This is a genomic window from Flavobacterium quisquiliarum (genome assembly GCF_019308285.1).
Classification (GTDB): domain Bacteria; phylum Bacteroidota; class Bacteroidia; order Flavobacteriales; family Flavobacteriaceae; genus Flavobacterium; species Flavobacterium quisquiliarum.
Map to the genome: position 1 here is coordinate 140,116 of NZ_WWEM01000009.1, position 15,030 is coordinate 155,145.

General features: G+C 32.1%; 23 protein-coding genes. All 23 read left to right on the top strand.

The genetic code is table 11. The annotated features are described in order from the left end of the window. Positions 1 to 6 precede the first annotated feature (6 nt). The 23 genes from GSY47_RS02265 to GSY47_RS02375 all read left to right on the top strand — a co-directional run bounded on the left by GSY47_RS02265 (position 7) and on the right by GSY47_RS02375 (position 15,002). Positions 7 to 963, top strand: a complete 957-nt coding sequence (locus GSY47_RS02265; RefSeq protein WP_179002866.1) for a DUF6620 family protein — start codon at positions 7 to 9, stop codon at positions 961 to 963. Between the two features lie 102 nt (positions 964 to 1,065). Next, the gene (locus GSY47_RS02270) at positions 1,066 to 1,815 is read left to right on the top strand and encodes a DUF2314 domain-containing protein (protein WP_179002865.1); all 750 of its coding nucleotides are present in this window, start codon (positions 1,066 to 1,068) and stop codon (positions 1,813 to 1,815) included. A gap of 142 nt (positions 1,816 to 1,957) precedes the next feature. Continuing rightward, the gene (locus tag GSY47_RS02275; protein ID WP_179002864.1) at positions 1,958 to 2,449 is read left to right on the top strand and encodes a TPM domain-containing protein; all 492 of its coding nucleotides are present in this window, start codon (positions 1,958 to 1,960) and stop codon (positions 2,447 to 2,449) included. Between the two features lie 108 nt (positions 2,450 to 2,557). After that, the gene (locus GSY47_RS02280; RefSeq protein ID WP_179002863.1) at positions 2,558 to 3,202 is read left to right on the top strand and encodes a suppressor of fused domain protein; all 645 of its coding nucleotides are present in this window, start codon (positions 2,558 to 2,560) and stop codon (positions 3,200 to 3,202) included. Further along, the gene (locus GSY47_RS02285; protein ID WP_179002862.1) at positions 3,202 to 3,612 is read left to right on the top strand and encodes a hypothetical protein; all 411 of its coding nucleotides are present in this window, start codon (positions 3,202 to 3,204) and stop codon (positions 3,610 to 3,612) included. The genes GSY47_RS02280 and GSY47_RS02285 overlap by 1 nt, the downstream gene beginning before the upstream one ends. 57 nt (positions 3,613 to 3,669) lie before the next feature. Then, entirely contained in the window at positions 3,670 to 4,008 is a 339-nt protein-coding gene (locus GSY47_RS02290; protein ID WP_179002861.1) for a n-acetylglutamate synthase, read from the top strand. Positions 4,009 to 4,024: 16 nt separating this feature from the next. Next, positions 4,025 to 4,471, top strand: coding sequence for a hypothetical protein (locus tag GSY47_RS02295; RefSeq protein WP_179002860.1), 447 nt, complete (start codon positions 4,025 to 4,027; stop codon positions 4,469 to 4,471). Between the two features lie 86 nt (positions 4,472 to 4,557). After that, a complete protein-coding gene (locus GSY47_RS02300) occupies positions 4,558 to 4,959 on the top strand; it encodes a DUF1801 domain-containing protein (RefSeq protein ID WP_179002859.1) in 402 nt (133 codons plus the stop codon). Positions 4,960 to 5,053: 94 nt separating this feature from the next. After that, a complete protein-coding gene (locus tag GSY47_RS02305) occupies positions 5,054 to 5,725 on the top strand; it encodes a DUF2625 domain-containing protein (RefSeq protein ID WP_179002858.1) in 672 nt (223 codons plus the stop codon). Positions 5,726 to 5,928: 203 nt separating this feature from the next. Beyond that, on the top strand, positions 5,929 to 6,609 hold the full coding sequence (locus GSY47_RS02310; RefSeq protein WP_179002857.1) for a DUF4919 domain-containing protein: 681 nt from the start codon (positions 5,929 to 5,931) through the stop codon (positions 6,607 to 6,609). Between the two features lie 148 nt (positions 6,610 to 6,757). Next, positions 6,758 to 7,300 (top strand): DUF2975 domain-containing protein, encoded by a 543-nt coding sequence (locus tag GSY47_RS02315; protein WP_179002856.1) that lies wholly within the window; start codon positions 6,758 to 6,760, stop codon positions 7,298 to 7,300. An 11-nt stretch (positions 7,301 to 7,311) separates the two neighbouring features. Then, a complete protein-coding gene (locus tag GSY47_RS02320) occupies positions 7,312 to 7,518 on the top strand; it encodes a helix-turn-helix domain-containing protein (RefSeq protein ID WP_179002855.1) in 207 nt (68 codons plus the stop codon). A gap of 69 nt (positions 7,519 to 7,587) precedes the next feature. Further along, the gene (locus GSY47_RS02325; protein ID WP_179002854.1) at positions 7,588 to 8,031 is read left to right on the top strand and encodes a hypothetical protein; all 444 of its coding nucleotides are present in this window, start codon (positions 7,588 to 7,590) and stop codon (positions 8,029 to 8,031) included. Positions 8,032 to 8,057: 26 nt separating this feature from the next. Beyond that, entirely contained in the window at positions 8,058 to 8,516 is a 459-nt protein-coding gene (locus tag GSY47_RS02330; protein ID WP_179002853.1) for a hypothetical protein, read from the top strand. 168 nt (positions 8,517 to 8,684) lie between these two features. After that, positions 8,685 to 9,170, top strand: coding sequence for an SRPBCC family protein (locus tag GSY47_RS02335; protein ID WP_179002852.1), 486 nt, complete (start codon positions 8,685 to 8,687; stop codon positions 9,168 to 9,170). Positions 9,171 to 9,305: 135 nt separating this feature from the next. Beyond that, positions 9,306 to 10,196, top strand: coding sequence for an SDR family oxidoreductase (locus tag GSY47_RS02340; protein WP_179002851.1), 891 nt, complete (start codon positions 9,306 to 9,308; stop codon positions 10,194 to 10,196). Positions 10,197 to 10,216: 20 nt separating this feature from the next. Continuing rightward, complete coding sequence (locus GSY47_RS02345) at positions 10,217 to 11,131, top strand: helix-turn-helix domain-containing protein (protein WP_179002850.1); 915 nt, start codon at positions 10,217 to 10,219, stop codon at positions 11,129 to 11,131. 66 nt (positions 11,132 to 11,197) lie between these two features. After that, complete coding sequence (locus tag GSY47_RS02350) at positions 11,198 to 11,611, top strand: hypothetical protein (protein ID WP_179002849.1); 414 nt, start codon at positions 11,198 to 11,200, stop codon at positions 11,609 to 11,611. A 2-nt stretch (positions 11,612 to 11,613) separates the two neighbouring features. Then, entirely contained in the window at positions 11,614 to 11,826 is a 213-nt protein-coding gene (locus GSY47_RS02355; RefSeq protein WP_179002848.1) for an ArsR family transcriptional regulator, read from the top strand. An 80-nt stretch (positions 11,827 to 11,906) separates the two neighbouring features. Beyond that, positions 11,907 to 12,275 carry a nuclear transport factor 2 family protein gene (locus GSY47_RS02360; protein ID WP_179002847.1) on the top strand — a complete coding sequence of 123 codons (369 nt, stop codon included), beginning with the start codon at positions 11,907 to 11,909 and terminating at the stop codon, positions 12,273 to 12,275. A gap of 150 nt (positions 12,276 to 12,425) precedes the next feature. After that, on the top strand, positions 12,426 to 13,457 hold the full coding sequence (locus GSY47_RS02365; RefSeq protein WP_179002846.1) for a serine hydrolase domain-containing protein: 1,032 nt from the start codon (positions 12,426 to 12,428) through the stop codon (positions 13,455 to 13,457). An 18-nt stretch (positions 13,458 to 13,475) separates the two neighbouring features. After that, a complete protein-coding gene (locus GSY47_RS02370) occupies positions 13,476 to 13,898 on the top strand; it encodes a DUF1801 domain-containing protein (protein ID WP_179002845.1) in 423 nt (140 codons plus the stop codon). After that, positions 13,899 to 15,002, top strand: coding sequence for an MBL fold metallo-hydrolase (locus GSY47_RS02375; protein WP_179002844.1), 1,104 nt, complete (start codon positions 13,899 to 13,901; stop codon positions 15,000 to 15,002). Positions 15,003 to 15,030 lie beyond the last annotated feature (28 nt).

Here is a 15,030-nt window from a genome sequence, read left to right on the forward strand (position 1 = left end):
CGACAAATGTTTAAGAAACTTTTTGGAGCTCTAACAGGAGACAAACAGGAAAACCAAAATTATGAAGCACAGACTTCAAATGATAATTACGAAAATGATTATGAGGATAATTATAAAGAAATAGAATACGATCCCGAAACTTTACACGGAACACATTATACAGTAGAAGATTTTGATAACGAAGTGGAAGCAAGAGCCGAAGCCTGGATTGCAGACGAACGCGCAAGCGGTGAAAACTTAGATGAGAAAGACATTCAAAACATCTATTTCAACTACAGAAGAACAGTTTATACAGAATGGAATAACTGCGACTCTGATCAAATGATTCGTTTTGAGCATGCTAATTCTTTAAAATACAGCGGTATCCAGACTTCGGGATTTGTAAAAGTAGACGATAACAATCCGTTTTTGGAGCCAGTTCACGGTGTAGATTTAAGAACTTATACTGCTATGTGTCTTAAAATAAGTGCTGGAATTGATTATCTAGAAGTTTGTAAAGCAATGGGATTTGAACCAATTGTTTGGGAAGAACTAAATACAATCTGGCCACAGCGTATGGGTGAAGATACTTCGTTTACGGTTACGACACTTTTCGGTCAATATTATGCTGAAAATGTAACGATTCCGCAATTGGAAAACTTAAAAGCAGAGGTTTCTGAAGAAGGTGCTGCAAACTTAGAAAGAATGAAAACCGATCGTTATTTCTACGAAGAATTAGCTGGAGCAAGACAAGCAGCTTACGAATACGGAATTGACGGTGCACAATGGATTCTGGAAAACTTCGGAATCAATCTGGCCGATTTCCAATCTGTAGCGATGCAATGGATGACGGAGCAAAATCAAAACTGGAATTCTCAGGACATTATCGAGTTTTCTAATTATCAGCAGGAAAAACAAAAAGAATATGCAGCAAAATTCGCCGCAGAGCAAGGCGGAAATATCGCAGACGATGTAAATTTTTAAATTTATTTTTTGATGATAAAAAAACCGATTTGCAAAAAAACAAATCGGTTTTTTATTCGTTCGAAGTAACTCATAATTCGAATTAATTAAACATTATATACCATGGAAGAAACAAAAATATTCTACGCCGACGGAGAGAATCCAAAAATGATCGAAGCTTACAAAAAAGCTCAGGAAACCTTTAAATATTTCTGGAGAGAATTATCTTGGGAATACAGAAGAATAGTTCCTGGATTGGATGTTGCCTGCGTAAAACTAGCTTTTACACAAGAAATTGACAATGAAACAGTGGTAGAACATATGTGGATTAATGATGTTAATTTTGATGGAGAAAATATCTACGGCGTGTTGGTAAACGATCCAGGCGAATTGACAAATGTGGCAAATGGAGATGAAATTCAAATTCCTGTAAATCAAATCAGTGATTGGTTATTTGCCATTGACGGACAAACTTATGGTGCTTTTACGATTCAAGCCATGCGTTCTGAAATGAGCGAAGACGAGAGAGATGCTCATGACGAAGCTTGGGGATTAGATTTTGGTGATTTTAATGACATTTTAGTCGTTAATGAACAAAAAGAAAAACCAGAAAATCTGATCGAACACCCAATGAGCAAAAACATGAAAGAAAGTTTGATTGATTTTGTGAAAAACAATCCTGAAGAAATTACACATCAAGATGAATTAGGCTATACTTTTTTACATCGTGAAGTAATTGCTGGAAACCAGACTTCTGTTGAAGTTTTGTTAGAATCTGGTGCAGATAAAAATGCGAAGACCGAAAGTGGTAAAACGGCACTAGATTTTGCAAAAGAACTAAAATGGGATCATTTACTGCCATTACTTCAATAAAAACTCGCAAATCCGATTTATCTTGATGAATCGGATTTTTTTTCTTTATTTTATGAGAAATAAATATTGATTTTTGATACGATTTTAAACACTGATTTTAAATAATAAAGCACTAATTTTGCAGCGCCCAACAAAATCTATCATGAAAAAAATATTGTTTTTATTTACGATTGTTCTTTTTTTACCCAATCATTTCTATGCACAAACAGCAGCAGATGCTGTTGCAATGTTTGCCAAATCATACGATTATATGAATGACTTCGAAAAAATTCTTACTCCAAGTCAGGTAAAAACTTTAAACGATTTTTTAAAATCGAGCGAGGCCAAAACCAGCAGCAAAATTCTTATAGTCACCACACCTTCTATTGCTCCTTATACTGATTTAAGCGACTATTCTTTGGCATTAGATAAATATATGCTTTCACAGCTAAAAATAGATACTTCTATTTTAATTGTAATCAGCAAACAATTAAGACAGATTCAGGTGCAAGGTGTCGAAAAAGTACGCTCTAAAATGAGCGATCAAGAACTGAAAGACATTATAACGAGTTATGTAGTTCCAGAATTAAAAAAAGGAGATTACTATAAAGGCTTAGAACTAGGCGTAAAACAGCTTCTAAAAAAAATAGAATAAAAAACTAAATCCGATCTATTATTAGGTCGGATTTTTTTTTATTAGAAATTCTCAATTCTGCAATAAAAGCAATATCTTGTCTATTCTATAAACTAAAAAATCATTAATATGAATTTAGAAGATTATAAAAAAGAATTTTCAGAAGATGATGCTGTCGGCTGGTTAGAAATCGACAAAGAATTTGACCGCTTGTATCCTGATCAAGAACCTAAACATTTTGCTCCCGCAATTAGCTATATGCTTGGTGGCGATAATCCGCTTGACGGTGTAAGTTTTTACGAAAGTAAAAAACAAGAAGATCACTATCATTTTATTACTTACGGTTTTTCTGAATTGTATTATAATGAAGAAAAAGTAAATGGAGAATTCAGCAAATGGGGATTTGAACTTACTTTTAGACTAAAACCTTATGAGGCCGATAACGGAAATCCAAGCTGGGCCGTAGCTTTATTACAGAATATTGCCAAATATGTTTTTAGCAGCGGTAACTGGTTCGAAGAATTTCACTATATGCCAGCAAACGGACCAATTCGTTTGAATACTGATACTGAAATTACTGCTCTAGTATTTGTTTCAGATCCAGAAATAGAAAAAAAACAAACACCTCACGGAGAAGTTTCTTTTTTACAAATAGTTGGAATAACTACTGCAGAATATGAGCATATCAAAGAAAATCCAAACAGCGTAGAAGAACTAGTTAATAAATTAAAAGAAAACAATCCGTTACTTATAACTGACCTAAACAGAAAATAATGGCTAATAGTTTTTATTCCTATTCCGCTTATATACTGCCCTCTTCAAATGCAACTATTACAACATTGAAAGCGTATTTAGAGAAATTCTATCAAAAATCAGACGCTGGAGATCAGCCAGAAATTGTCCTTAGCGATAATCAGATTACCATACTTTTTAATGATGAATATCATTTTTATATTTATTTATCAGATGAAAAACATGTAAATGAAGAAGCTTTGGAAATTGTCGAAGATTTGGAAGAAGATTGGAACGAAGAGCCTTTCGATAAAGAAAAATTAAAAACTGCTCAAAAACGATTTGAAGTTTGGGGAGATCAGGATTTTGATATGGATTATTTTAATGATAGTTTATTTATCATAGATCAGATAGAAAAATTTTCAGACATTATTATTTTTGAAAATAGTTAAAAACAGCTTTAAAGAGCATCAATCTGATTCAAGGAGCATAAAATTTCACATTGCAAAATGATTAATTATAACAACAAAACTTTTAAACCAGTCAGCAATACCGAAAACGGAGAAACTTCTAATAAAACAACATTTCTTTATAAACAGGAAAACAATATTTTAACTTCTAAATATTCTGGTGGAAAAATTATTTCTGGACATTTAATCGGTTTGGTTGACGATCACGGAAACATTGAAATGCGCTACCATCAAGTAAACGAAAAAGGCGAGTTAATGACAGGAATCTGCACTTCTAAACCTGAAATTTTAGAAAACGGAAAAATAAGACTTCATGAAACCTGGCAGTGGACATCGGGAGATCATTCCAAAGGAAATTCTATCATAGAAGAACAATAATCTTTAAACTTATAAAATGAAAAAACTTATTCTACTTTTTCTTGTTCTAACAAGTATTGCATACGCTCAAACAAAAAAAGATATCCTGATTGGAAATTGGAAAGCTACAGATTCTAATGGTACAGAAAATAAAATGGTTTTCAGTCCTGATGGATTCATTTCAATGACCATAAATGGTGAATTTATAGATGGGAAAAATTTTATGGTAAAAGACGGCAAAAATAAAGGACAGAAAGGAACTTTAAAATATGAAATTGATGATTCCAATGTACCTATCAAAATGGATATTATCGCTGCTAGTCTTGAAAAAGGAAAATCTGTTGAAAAAGGAAGACTTTTAGCCATATTAGAATTTATAAATAATGATGAAATTAAAATTAATATCAGTATTAACCAAGCGAGAGCTTTAGAATTTAATGAGGCCAATCAGCAAAGTACAATTGTACTTCGAAGACAAAAATAATTCTCCGGCAATTCAATAAAACAACTCTTAAAGAATCCTAAAATATTGATTTATAAAAAACGTTGTATAACTAAATAGTAGCAATCATGAATCAGGACATTCAAAATTATAATGATTCCCAAACAGAATCAGACAAAGCAATTTGTGATATTCTTTATAAGATTATAAACGAAAACTTAGTCGGCGCCGAAAACAAAATCTGGCATGCACATCCCGTTTGGTTTTTAGACGGAAATCCGATTGTAGGTTACAGCAAATTAAAAGGTTCTGTGAGATTGCTTTTTTGGAGTGGACAATCTTTTGATGAAGAACAGCTGCAAAACGAAGGCTCTTTTAAAGCAGCCGAAATGCGCTATACAGATTCCGATCAAATAAATGAAAATGACCTGAAACGCTGGCTCAAAAAAGGTCGTGAAATTCAGTGGGATTATAAAAATCTTGTAAAACGCAAAGGAGTCTTAATTCGTTTAATGACCAAACCTTATTAACACAAAAACCAAATTAACCCAAAAAACCAAAATGAAATTTTTCCGATTAACCGCCTTTTTTCTTTTAACCTCAATAACTTTTTCACAAACTAAAATGCGACCAGTAAACGAACTTATAGACCAAAATGATTCTGGATGGAAACTCGTAAAAGAATGGATTGATACAGCCAAAAACAAAGTAGAAATTCTTCCCGCCGACCCACAAAAAGCTAAAGATGCTTTATATCAAACACAAGTAACTACAAGTTCTCCAATGGGAGCCGTAATCTACAAAACAGGCGGACTTTTAATTGATAACGGCTGGATTAGGATTTTAGGTTCGGGAAGTTCAAAATTGAACCGAAGCCTGCCAGATTGGAATAAAGGCAAATCTTTTAATAATGCTGGCGAAAACCCGTCTTTTCTACTTATTGCCGATGATGCGTTGGGTGGTTTTTATCTGTTAAACGGTGGTGCTTTTGGAAAAGATCTTGGCAAAGTATATTATTTCTCTCCTGATAATTTAGAATATGAAGCCCTTGATATTACGTATTCAGAGTTCTTAGGATTCTGTTTTTCTAATGACTTGGATAAATTTTATGCAGGAAGCAGATGGAATGACTGGAAAAAAGAAGTGCCTCAGTTACAAGGCGACCAAGTCTTTAATTTTTATCCGTTTTTATGGACCGAAGAAGGAAGTGATATTAATAAAGTACAGCGAAAAATTATTCCAATTGAAGAGCAATACAGTCTTAATCTGGATTTAAGAAAACAACTGGGACATTAAAATTTATAATTTGGGCGTTCCCTACGGTCGGGCTGTCCGCTAAATTCCCGATTAACAAAAACTACGGCTAAAAAGCCTTGTTTTTCTAAATCGGGAGATACCGCTTCCATCCCCTAACGCATCCCGTTTTCAAAAGGATATTTTGTGTTAAAATAATTAGTATTTTAGTAAGACCAGAACTACAATCTAAAATCCTATAAATCATGCTAAAACAAATTATCTTCCTCCTTATTTTTTGTTTCGGGATTCAAATGAATTCTCAAGAAACTGGTTTTACAACTCCTGATTATAAAGCTATAGAAAAAGAAATAAACGATAAAAATTCGAAGTTTTTCTATCCCAAGTTAATAGAAAGACTTACAAAAAATGATACACTTTTAACGCATGAAGAATACCGTCATTTGTATCTAGGTTATGTTTTTCAGCCTAAGTATGATGCTTTTTGGAAATCTCCAGATGAAGAAAAACTAAACGCGCTTTACAATAAAGAAAAATTGGAAACTTCGGATTACGATGAGATCATTAAATTATCAAATCATTCCTTAAGTGACTTTCCTTTTGATTTAAGACAGCTGAATTATCTTTCTTATATCTATCATTTAAAAGGAGACGAAGTGGCTTCAAAAATTGCTTCTTTCAAATTTCATAGCATTATGAATGTCATTCTCTCATCAGGTGACGGAAAAAAATGTGAAACAGGTTTTCATGTTTTGCTGGTCGAACATGAGTATGTACTTCTAAATCTTTTCGAATTGGAATCAAAAGGGCAGTCTTTAGTCAAAAATTGTGACTATCTCAGTTTTGAAAAAGGCGCTTACAATGTCGAGGGAATTTACTTTAATATAGAAAAAATGCTAGAGAACGAAAGGAAAATGCTTCGTTAAATAAAAATCGAAATAACTATTATTAAAAATATTTTCAAAACTTCAACAATAATCTTGTTGGAGTTTTTTTTTTGATTAAAAGCATATTTTTATTGTTTATCAATAAATTTTTATTAATTTAGCATCATAAACTTTTAATCTAACCACAATGGAAATTAAAATTAGAACACAACAGATCTTAAAAATTTTGAATATTTTCTCCTGGATCATTTTTATCGGGTTATGTGTAGAAGCTGGAATGTATCTCTTCAACGGAATTTATACCCTAACTATAAATTCGTACAATGCCCGTTTTTTGAACTTACTTGATATTTATAATTACAATGTTTCTTTTTACATTCAGGAAATTTGTTTTATTAGTATTGTTGCCATCTTAAAAGCAATTATGTTTTATTTAATTGTCAAATTATTACATGAGAAAAAACTAAATATAGAACAGCCATTTACGCCGGAAACGGGACGTTTTATATCTTATCTTTCTTATCTCGCTTTCGGAATTGGTTTATTCTCTCTTTGGGCGGCAAAATTCAACAGTTTTCTTATTACAAACGGAGTGAAAGTTCCATCATTAGAAAGCTTAAATATTGAAGGCGGAAGTGTTTGGATATTTATGGCAGTTGTACTATTCGTTATCGGACAGATTTTTAAGAGAGGAATCGAAATTCAATCTGAAATTGAATTAACCGTTTAAAAGAAAAAATTATGCCTATTATAGTAAATTTAGACGTCATGATGGCTAAAAGAAAAATGTCATTGAACGAACTTTCAGAAAAAGTAGATTTGACTTTATCGAATCTTTCTATCTTAAAAACAGGAAAAGCAAAAGCGATTCGTTTCAGTACTTTGGAAGCTATTTGTAAAGTCTTAGACTGTCAGCCGGGGGATATTTTAGAATTTTCTAAAGAATAACCTATTTATCCTTTTTTTATATTTATTTTGTGTTTTCTTACAAAAAATTAAATCTAAAATTCATAAATAATGTCAACAGAAGAAAATATAGAAAAATCGGTTTTTGAAGAAATCCCAACCGAAAAAATTTACTCAGAAAAAGCTATTCGCATTGCAACATTTTTAGCAGGTCCGCTTGTAGCAGGTTATTGCATAGCAGAAAATTTCAGAGTTTTCAATGATAAAGAAAAAGCTCAAAAAACTTGGATAATTACTGGTATAGCTTCCTTTTTTATAATTTGTTTGGTTTTTCTATTACCTGAAAATTTCCCTTCCATAATTTTCCCAATAGTTTACTCTTTTATTGCTTCCTATTTCCTAAAAACATATCAGGAAAAAAACATTCAAAATCATATGAGTAATGGTGGAGAAACTTATAGCGGCTGGAGAATGACTCTAATTGGACTAATCAGTCTGTCAACTTTTTTAGCAGTAATTATGAGTGTTCTTTTTTTAGCTGGTGATATTCTTTAAAGGCAACTGAGAAAAAAGTTTAGAAAATGAATCTTCGAAAAATAAAAGTTTATCATTTATTTTGGTTTATTGCTATCTTAATTTTAGCTATTGGAATTGCGCAAAACAATAATCCTTTGGCAACGATGGATATAAATATCCATGATACTTACTTTGTTGTTAGAAATATAGAAAGCACCATATTTCTTTTTCTTTGTTATTTTTTAATGGGATTAGGATATTGGCTGATTCAAAAAGTTTTCGATAAACAACTTGTACAATTTCTAACCGCAATTCATTCCATTATATTAATTGGAAGTTTTATTTTTTATTGGATTATTTTCTTTTGTAACCCACAATATCAAGTAAACAGTAATTTCCCTTTATATGATGATTATGTGTCTGTTAATACAGTTTTAATTATTGAATTTTTGCTAATAATTTTTGTAGCAACACCAATTTATATTATCAATTTACTAATTGGTATTTTTAGAAAAAACAAATAAGGGATTATATACAGATTCCGATAAAAGCCCGACAGATTTTAAAACCTGTCGAGTTTACTATTAAAGATAAACATTGTCCGAAACACACCTCTATTTTGTCTTTTAACCACCTTAACAATTTGATTTATAGATTGTAATTTTACTTTACAAATTTCTAAATCAATCAAAATGAGCACACAAGATTTTACCACAAAAATAATAGTCAATCAATCTCCCGAAGAAGTTTTCAAAGCTATACAAAACGTACGAGGCTGGTGGTCGGAAGAAATTGAAGGCAAAACAGCCAACTTAAATGATGAATTTGATTATCATTATGAAGACGTACATCGCTGTAAAATCAAACTAATTGAAGTTATTTCAAATCAGAAAATAGTCTGGCTGATCGAACAAAACTATTTCAAATTCACAGAAGACAAAACCGAATGGACAGGAACAAAACCTACTTTTGATATCAAAGAAAAAAATGGAAAAACAGAACTTACCTTTACTCATTTTGGTTTAGTTCCCGAATATGAATGTTTCGAAATCTGCCGTGATGCTTGGACAAACTATATCCAGAATAGTTTAAAAAAACTAATCGAAACTGGAAAAGGCGAACCCAATGCAACAGGAAAACCGAAAACAGAAAACGAGAAGAAATTATCAGCAAATTAAAAGAGTTAAAAAAAATCTTAGAAACTCAGCCTCTCAGTATCTTAGAAACTTAAAAAAAGCTACAACAACAATAGATTTGGATACATCATTTGTTTAGATGTTGCACAACTTTGCAATGTCTAAAAATCAGAACAAATGAAAATTACAATCACAGGTTCTTTAGGGAACATCAGCAAACCATTAGCTACGGAGCTAATACACAAAGGACATTCAGTTACCATAATCACAAGTAGTCCTGAAAGAAAAGAAGAAATTGAAACACTTGGAGCAGAAACTGCTATTGGTTCCGTTGAAGATATTACTTTCTTAACTGAGACTTTTAAAGGTTCAGAGGCCGTATATTGTATGATACCTCGTGCCAATTATTTCGACCCAAATCTTGATTTAGATGCCTTTACCCGTAAAATTGGAAATAATTACGCCGAAGCTATCCAAAAATCGGGTGTGAAAAGAGTTGTTTTCTTAAGCAGTATTGGTGCGCATTTAAAGCAAAATTCAGGAATTATTCAGCGTTATAATGAAATTGAATCTGTTTTAAACACACTTTCTGATGTTTCGATAACATTTATGCGCCCAACTTCATTCTATTATAATTTACTGGCTTATATTCCGATGATTAAAAATCAGGGGATTATTGCTGCAAATTATGGAGCCGATCAATTAATTCCATGGGTTTCTCCAAATGATATTGCCGAAGCTATCGCTGAAGAATTAACCACTCCGCTTGAAGGAAGAAAAATTCGTTATGTTGCCAGTGAAGAATTAACTGGAAATGAAACGGTCAAAATTCTTGGAGAAGTGATTGGAAAACCAGATTTAAAATGGGTTTTAATTAGTGACCAAGAAACTTTTGATGGTTTGGTTAGTATTGGAATGCAACCAAAAATTGCACAAGGTCTTGTAGAAATGTACGCTGCACTTTATAATGGTACTTTGGGAGAGGATTATTATAAAAACAGACCTTTAGAAATGGGAAAAACAAAACTTTCAGATTATGCGAAAGAATTTGCAGCAATCTATAATTAATAATTAAGTATTTTTAGGTTATGGCAAATAAACAACCACATAGAATAAAAAGCATAAGCGAATTTCATGAGTTTCGAGATTTGCCAAAACCTGAACATCCGTTGGTAAGTGTTTACAATTTTGAACATATTAAATACCTTAATGAAGAAGAACCAAAAAGTCTAATTCTTGATTTTTATTCCATCGCACTCAAAAGAAATGCGAATGCCAAAATGCGTTATGGTCAGCAGGAATATGACTTTAAAGAAGGCGTTTTATTATTTATTGCTCCAGGTCAGGTGTTTTCTATTGAAGGAAATGCCGAATTACAGCATACGGGATATTCGTTACTAATTCATCCTGATTTTTTATGGAATACTCCTCTTGCACAAAAAATAAAACAATATGAATACTTTGGATATGTTGTGCATGAAGCATTACACTTGTCTGATAAAGAAGAAAAAATGATTATTGATATCATGAAAAATATTCAGCACGAATATCAGTCTAATATTGATAAATTTAGTCAGGACGTGATTATTGCACAAATTGATTTGCTACTCACTTATTCTGAACGTTTTTATAACAGACAATTTATAACCCGAAAAATAAATAATCATGAAATTTTAGCTCATCTAGAAAAACTCCTCGAAGATTTTTTCAATACTAAATCCCTTACCAGAAAAGGGCTCCCAACTGTAAATTATATTGCAGAAAATTTAAATGTTTCTCCAAATTATTTAAGCGGATTATTAAAACATCTTACTGGACAAAGTACACAGCAACACATCCATAATAAATTGATTGAAAAGGCAAAAGAGAAGCTTTCCACTACAAATTTGTCTATTAGCGAAATTGCTTTCGAATTAGGTTTTGAGCATCAACAGTCCTTCAGCAAATTATTTAAGACAAAGACAAATTCTTCTCCATTAGAATTCAGACAGTCATTTAATTAAAAAAGAAACTTAGCTAAAAGTTTTCGAAAAATCTTCCTAAATTCGTTGTACTAAAAAACGAAACTTATGAATCCACTTTTTAGAAACACTTTGGCAGTTCTTGCCGGTCTTGTTATTGGCAGCATTGTCAATATGAGCATTCTTTCAATAAGTGGTTCTATAATTCCTCCACCAAACGGTGTAGATGTTACAACTGCAGAAGGTTTAAAAGCAAATATGCATTTGTTTGAATCTAAACATTTTCTTTTCCCTTTTCTCGCACACGCCATTGGAACTTTTGCCGGTGCATTGACAACCGCTTTAATTGCTGTTTCAAACAAAACGAAACTGGCCTTTTTTATTGGGGCTTTCTTTTTGTTTGGAGGTATTGTAATGGTTTATACTTTGCCGTCTCCAGTTTGGTTTAGCATTATAGATTTAGTTTTCGCTTATCTTCCAACAACATATTTAGCTTCAAAAATTGCTATAAAAAAGAAATAATTATGACTACTCAATCTTCTATAAAACCAGCTAAAAAATGCTACGAACATCTTGGTGGCAAACTTGGTGAATTACTTTTGGAAAACTTTGCCGAGAAAAAATGGATTGCTAAAAAATCTGTTTCAGACAAACATTTTTATATAACCGAATTGGGAGAAAAAGAATTCACTAAACTAGGAATAGACCTTTCAAAAATCAAATCGGAGGCCATTTAATTTTATAAAATTCAATGCCTTTTCTGCAATAATTATAGCGCTGAATTTCATACCTTAGTTTGCTTTAAAATCATTGAATTATGACTAAGAAAGAAATCGCTAGAAACTTCCTGAACCTTGCCGCAAAAGGTCACCCTCACGAAGGTTTTCGATTATATGTCGGAAAGAATTTCAAACATCATAACGCGCATTTCAAAGGCGATGCACAAACTTTGATGCTCGCCATGGAAGAATCGGCCAGAACAAATCCGAATAAGATTTTTAAAATTCATCATATACTTGAAGACGAAAATTTGGTTGCAGTACATTCGCACCTAAAACAAAGTCCTGCAGATATTGGTTTTGCTGTAGTTCACATCCTAAAATTCAAAGATGATAAAATCGTTGAACTTTGGGATTTAGGACAGCCAATTCCGAAAGAAACTATTAACGAAAATGGAATGTTTTAATTTATAATTTTAGTGATCAGTGTTCAGTTTTTTAGTGGTCAGTCAAATTAGCACTGAATAATGAAACTAAAGATTGAGACTAAAAACTTAAATACTGAACACTAAAAAACTGAACACCGAATACTAAAAAAACTGAACACTGAACACTAAATGAACTTTATTCCTAAAATCTCCTTATTATTACTTTTTATTCTTTCAAGCTGTCATTCATCAGCACAAAAAAAAGACGATTATCAAAAAAGCATTGACAGCTTAATTCAAAATGCTACCAATCCAGTTTTTAATGGCGTTGTTTTGATTTCAAAAAATGGAAAAACAGTATATTCAAAAGCTAAAGGATATTCAAATTTTGAGACTAAAAAACCTTTGACGTTGGACAGTCAATTTGAAATTATGTCACTTACCCGACAAATTACGGCAGCTTTGATTTTGAAAGAAGTTGAAAAAGGTAAAATTAATCTTCATACTCCAATAAAAAAATACCTTCCCAATTTAAAACAAACCTGGGCAGATACTATAACAATTCATCAGTTATTGAATCATTCGCATGGAATCACTGATTTACAAAAACCTTTGCTTTTTAAACCTGGAAGTGATTTTAAATATGGAAATGAAGGCTATCCAATACTAGGTCAGATTCTTGAATCTGTATCCCAAAAAAGCTATTCAGAACTGGCTAATGATTTGTTTAAAAAGCTTAAAATGAACAATACCTTTTGTTACTCACAAGATAAGGACAGGAATTTAGTTACTGGATATATGAATAATGGTGGTACTTTAGAAAAAGCGGAGAATAATTTAATCTCACCTTACAAAGTACCTTCTAGCGGTCTTATTTCTACTGTTAATGATCTTTTAATCTGGAATAATAACCTTCACAAAGGAAAAATTCTCAAACCCGAATCATACAAATTGATGACATCGTATACGATTAAAAATCAACATAATTTCTTTGGAAAAGAGAAAGAAGGCTATGGTTATGGTTTAAGAATTATTGAAAAAGAACCTATAAAATATTTTGGCCATACTGGTCTTGGTAACGGATTTTCTGCTGTAAATTTGTATTTCCCCGAAAGCGACGTCAGCATGATTGTTTTAGAAAATCAGATGCCTGAAGATTCTAATTTGTTTTATGCATCAGAATTTAAAATCAAAAACATTCTTTTAAAAGTGACTTATTAAATAAAAAATAAACGCAAAATGGCTGTCAATAAAACTACTGAAACTACAAACAGCGTTACAGATTTTATTAATGCTGTCGAAAACGAAGTCAAAAGAAACGATGCTTTTGAGCTTCTTAAAATTATACAGGAAATAACTGGTTTTGAGCCCAAAATGTGGGGACCAAGCATCATTGGTTTCGGAAGTTATCATTACAAATATGACAGCGGACATGAGGGCGACGCGCCTTTAGCAGGTTTTTCGCCAAGAAAAACAGCAATGACAGTTTATTTTTATCTGCCTGAAAAAGAAAGAGAAGAACTTTTACCAAAACTAGGAAAACATACTTCCTCTAAAGCTTGTATTTACATTAAAAAATTAGCTGATATCGATATGGAGATCTTAAAAAAGATAATTTTACTTTCGGTTGACTGCACTCAAAAATTATATCCCTCCAAATAAATGATTACATTTTTAATTCTATTAGCGCTAATAGCACTTGCCCTTTACCGATTTTTGGAACATCCAAAATTTGGAAAAGCCCCTTCTGGCGAAAGACTGAATTTAATTCAGAAATCGCCTCAATATAAAAACGGAAAATTCGAAAATCAGAGTTTTACTCCCGATCTTGCTGAAGGCGCAAGTATGGCTGGAGTTTTACTTGAATTTTTCTTCAAAAAAGTAGATCGAAAAATTCCATCCGATTTAATTCCGTCCATAAAAACCAATTTACATGAACTTCCAATTGATGAAGATGTTTTGGTTTGGTTTGGGCATTCATCATATTTTATTCAGCTGGCAGGAAAACGTTTTCTGATTGATCCTGTTTTTAGCGGAAATGCCTCTCCTATTCCAGGCACTACAAAATCATTCAAAGGAAGTGACATTTACACTGTTGATGATCTTCCGGAAATTGATTATTTATTGATTACACACGATCATTATGATCATCTAGATTACGATACGATTCTGAAATTAAAACCTAAAACAAAAAAAATAATCACAGCTCTTGGAGTTGGTTCACATTTTGAGTTCTGGGGATTTCCATCTGAAAATATTATGGAAAAAGATTGGTTTTCTACAATCGAATTAGATGAGAATCTAACACTTTATACAGCACCATCTAGACATTTCTCTGGTAGAAGTTTCAAAAGATGCAACACGCTTTGGACATCTTTCATTTTAGAAACTAAAGATTTTAAAATGTATCTGGGCGGAGACAGCGGTTATGATAAACATTTTGCAGAAATAGGCGAAAAATATGGTCCGTTTGATGTTGCTTTATTGGACAATGGTCAATACAACGAAAAATGGAAATATATTCACAATATGCCAGAAGACGTTATAAAAGCCATGAAAGACCTAAAATCAAAGAGAGTATTTCCAGTTCATTCGTCTAAATTTGCCCTTTCCCTTCATTCCTGGGATGCGCCTTTAATCAAAGTAACCGAACTGAATAGTTTAAGCGAAAATCCTGTTCCGTTAATAACTCCAATGATTGGCGAAAAAGTAGAGCTTAAAAACGAAAAACAGGAATTTAAACAATGGTGGAAAGGAGTTCATTAATTTTGAATGGTATATTGTGAAATGCAAC

Bases quoted from the DNA above. Each gene is read 5' to 3' on its own strand.
- GSY47_RS02265 (WP_179002866.1), top strand. From the start codon at position 7: ATGTTTAAGAAACTTTTTGGAGCTCTAACAGGAGACAAACAGGAAAAC.
- GSY47_RS02270 (WP_179002865.1), top strand. From the start codon at position 1,066: ATGGAAGAAACAAAAATATTCTACGCCGACGGAGAGAATCCAAAAATG.
- GSY47_RS02275 (WP_179002864.1), top strand. From the start codon at position 1,958: ATGAAAAAAATATTGTTTTTATTTACGATTGTTCTTTTTTTACCCAAT.
- GSY47_RS02280 (WP_179002863.1), top strand. From the start codon at position 2,558: ATGAATTTAGAAGATTATAAAAAAGAATTTTCAGAAGATGATGCTGTC.
- GSY47_RS02285 (WP_179002862.1), top strand. From the start codon at position 3,202: ATGGCTAATAGTTTTTATTCCTATTCCGCTTATATACTGCCCTCTTCA.
- GSY47_RS02290 (WP_179002861.1), top strand. From the start codon at position 3,670: ATGATTAATTATAACAACAAAACTTTTAAACCAGTCAGCAATACCGAA.
- GSY47_RS02295 (WP_179002860.1), top strand. From the start codon at position 4,025: ATGAAAAAACTTATTCTACTTTTTCTTGTTCTAACAAGTATTGCATAC.
- GSY47_RS02300 (WP_179002859.1), top strand. From the start codon at position 4,558: ATGAATCAGGACATTCAAAATTATAATGATTCCCAAACAGAATCAGAC.
- GSY47_RS02305 (WP_179002858.1), top strand. From the start codon at position 5,054: ATGCGACCAGTAAACGAACTTATAGACCAAAATGATTCTGGATGGAAA.
- GSY47_RS02310 (WP_179002857.1), top strand. From the start codon at position 5,929: ATGCTAAAACAAATTATCTTCCTCCTTATTTTTTGTTTCGGGATTCAA.
- GSY47_RS02315 (WP_179002856.1), top strand. From the start codon at position 6,758: ATGGAAATTAAAATTAGAACACAACAGATCTTAAAAATTTTGAATATT.
- GSY47_RS02320 (WP_179002855.1), top strand. From the start codon at position 7,312: ATGCCTATTATAGTAAATTTAGACGTCATGATGGCTAAAAGAAAAATG.
- GSY47_RS02325 (WP_179002854.1), top strand. From the start codon at position 7,588: ATGTCAACAGAAGAAAATATAGAAAAATCGGTTTTTGAAGAAATCCCA.
- GSY47_RS02330 (WP_179002853.1), top strand. From the start codon at position 8,058: ATGAATCTTCGAAAAATAAAAGTTTATCATTTATTTTGGTTTATTGCT.
- GSY47_RS02335 (WP_179002852.1), top strand. From the start codon at position 8,685: ATGAGCACACAAGATTTTACCACAAAAATAATAGTCAATCAATCTCCC.
- GSY47_RS02340 (WP_179002851.1), top strand. From the start codon at position 9,306: ATGAAAATTACAATCACAGGTTCTTTAGGGAACATCAGCAAACCATTA.
- GSY47_RS02345 (WP_179002850.1), top strand. From the start codon at position 10,217: ATGGCAAATAAACAACCACATAGAATAAAAAGCATAAGCGAATTTCAT.
- GSY47_RS02350 (WP_179002849.1), top strand. From the start codon at position 11,198: ATGAATCCACTTTTTAGAAACACTTTGGCAGTTCTTGCCGGTCTTGTT.
- GSY47_RS02355 (WP_179002848.1), top strand. From the start codon at position 11,614: ATGACTACTCAATCTTCTATAAAACCAGCTAAAAAATGCTACGAACAT.
- GSY47_RS02360 (WP_179002847.1), top strand. From the start codon at position 11,907: ATGACTAAGAAAGAAATCGCTAGAAACTTCCTGAACCTTGCCGCAAAA.
- GSY47_RS02365 (WP_179002846.1), top strand. From the start codon at position 12,426: ATGAACTTTATTCCTAAAATCTCCTTATTATTACTTTTTATTCTTTCA.
- GSY47_RS02370 (WP_179002845.1), top strand. From the start codon at position 13,476: ATGGCTGTCAATAAAACTACTGAAACTACAAACAGCGTTACAGATTTT.
- GSY47_RS02375 (WP_179002844.1), top strand. From the start codon at position 13,899: ATGATTACATTTTTAATTCTATTAGCGCTAATAGCACTTGCCCTTTAC.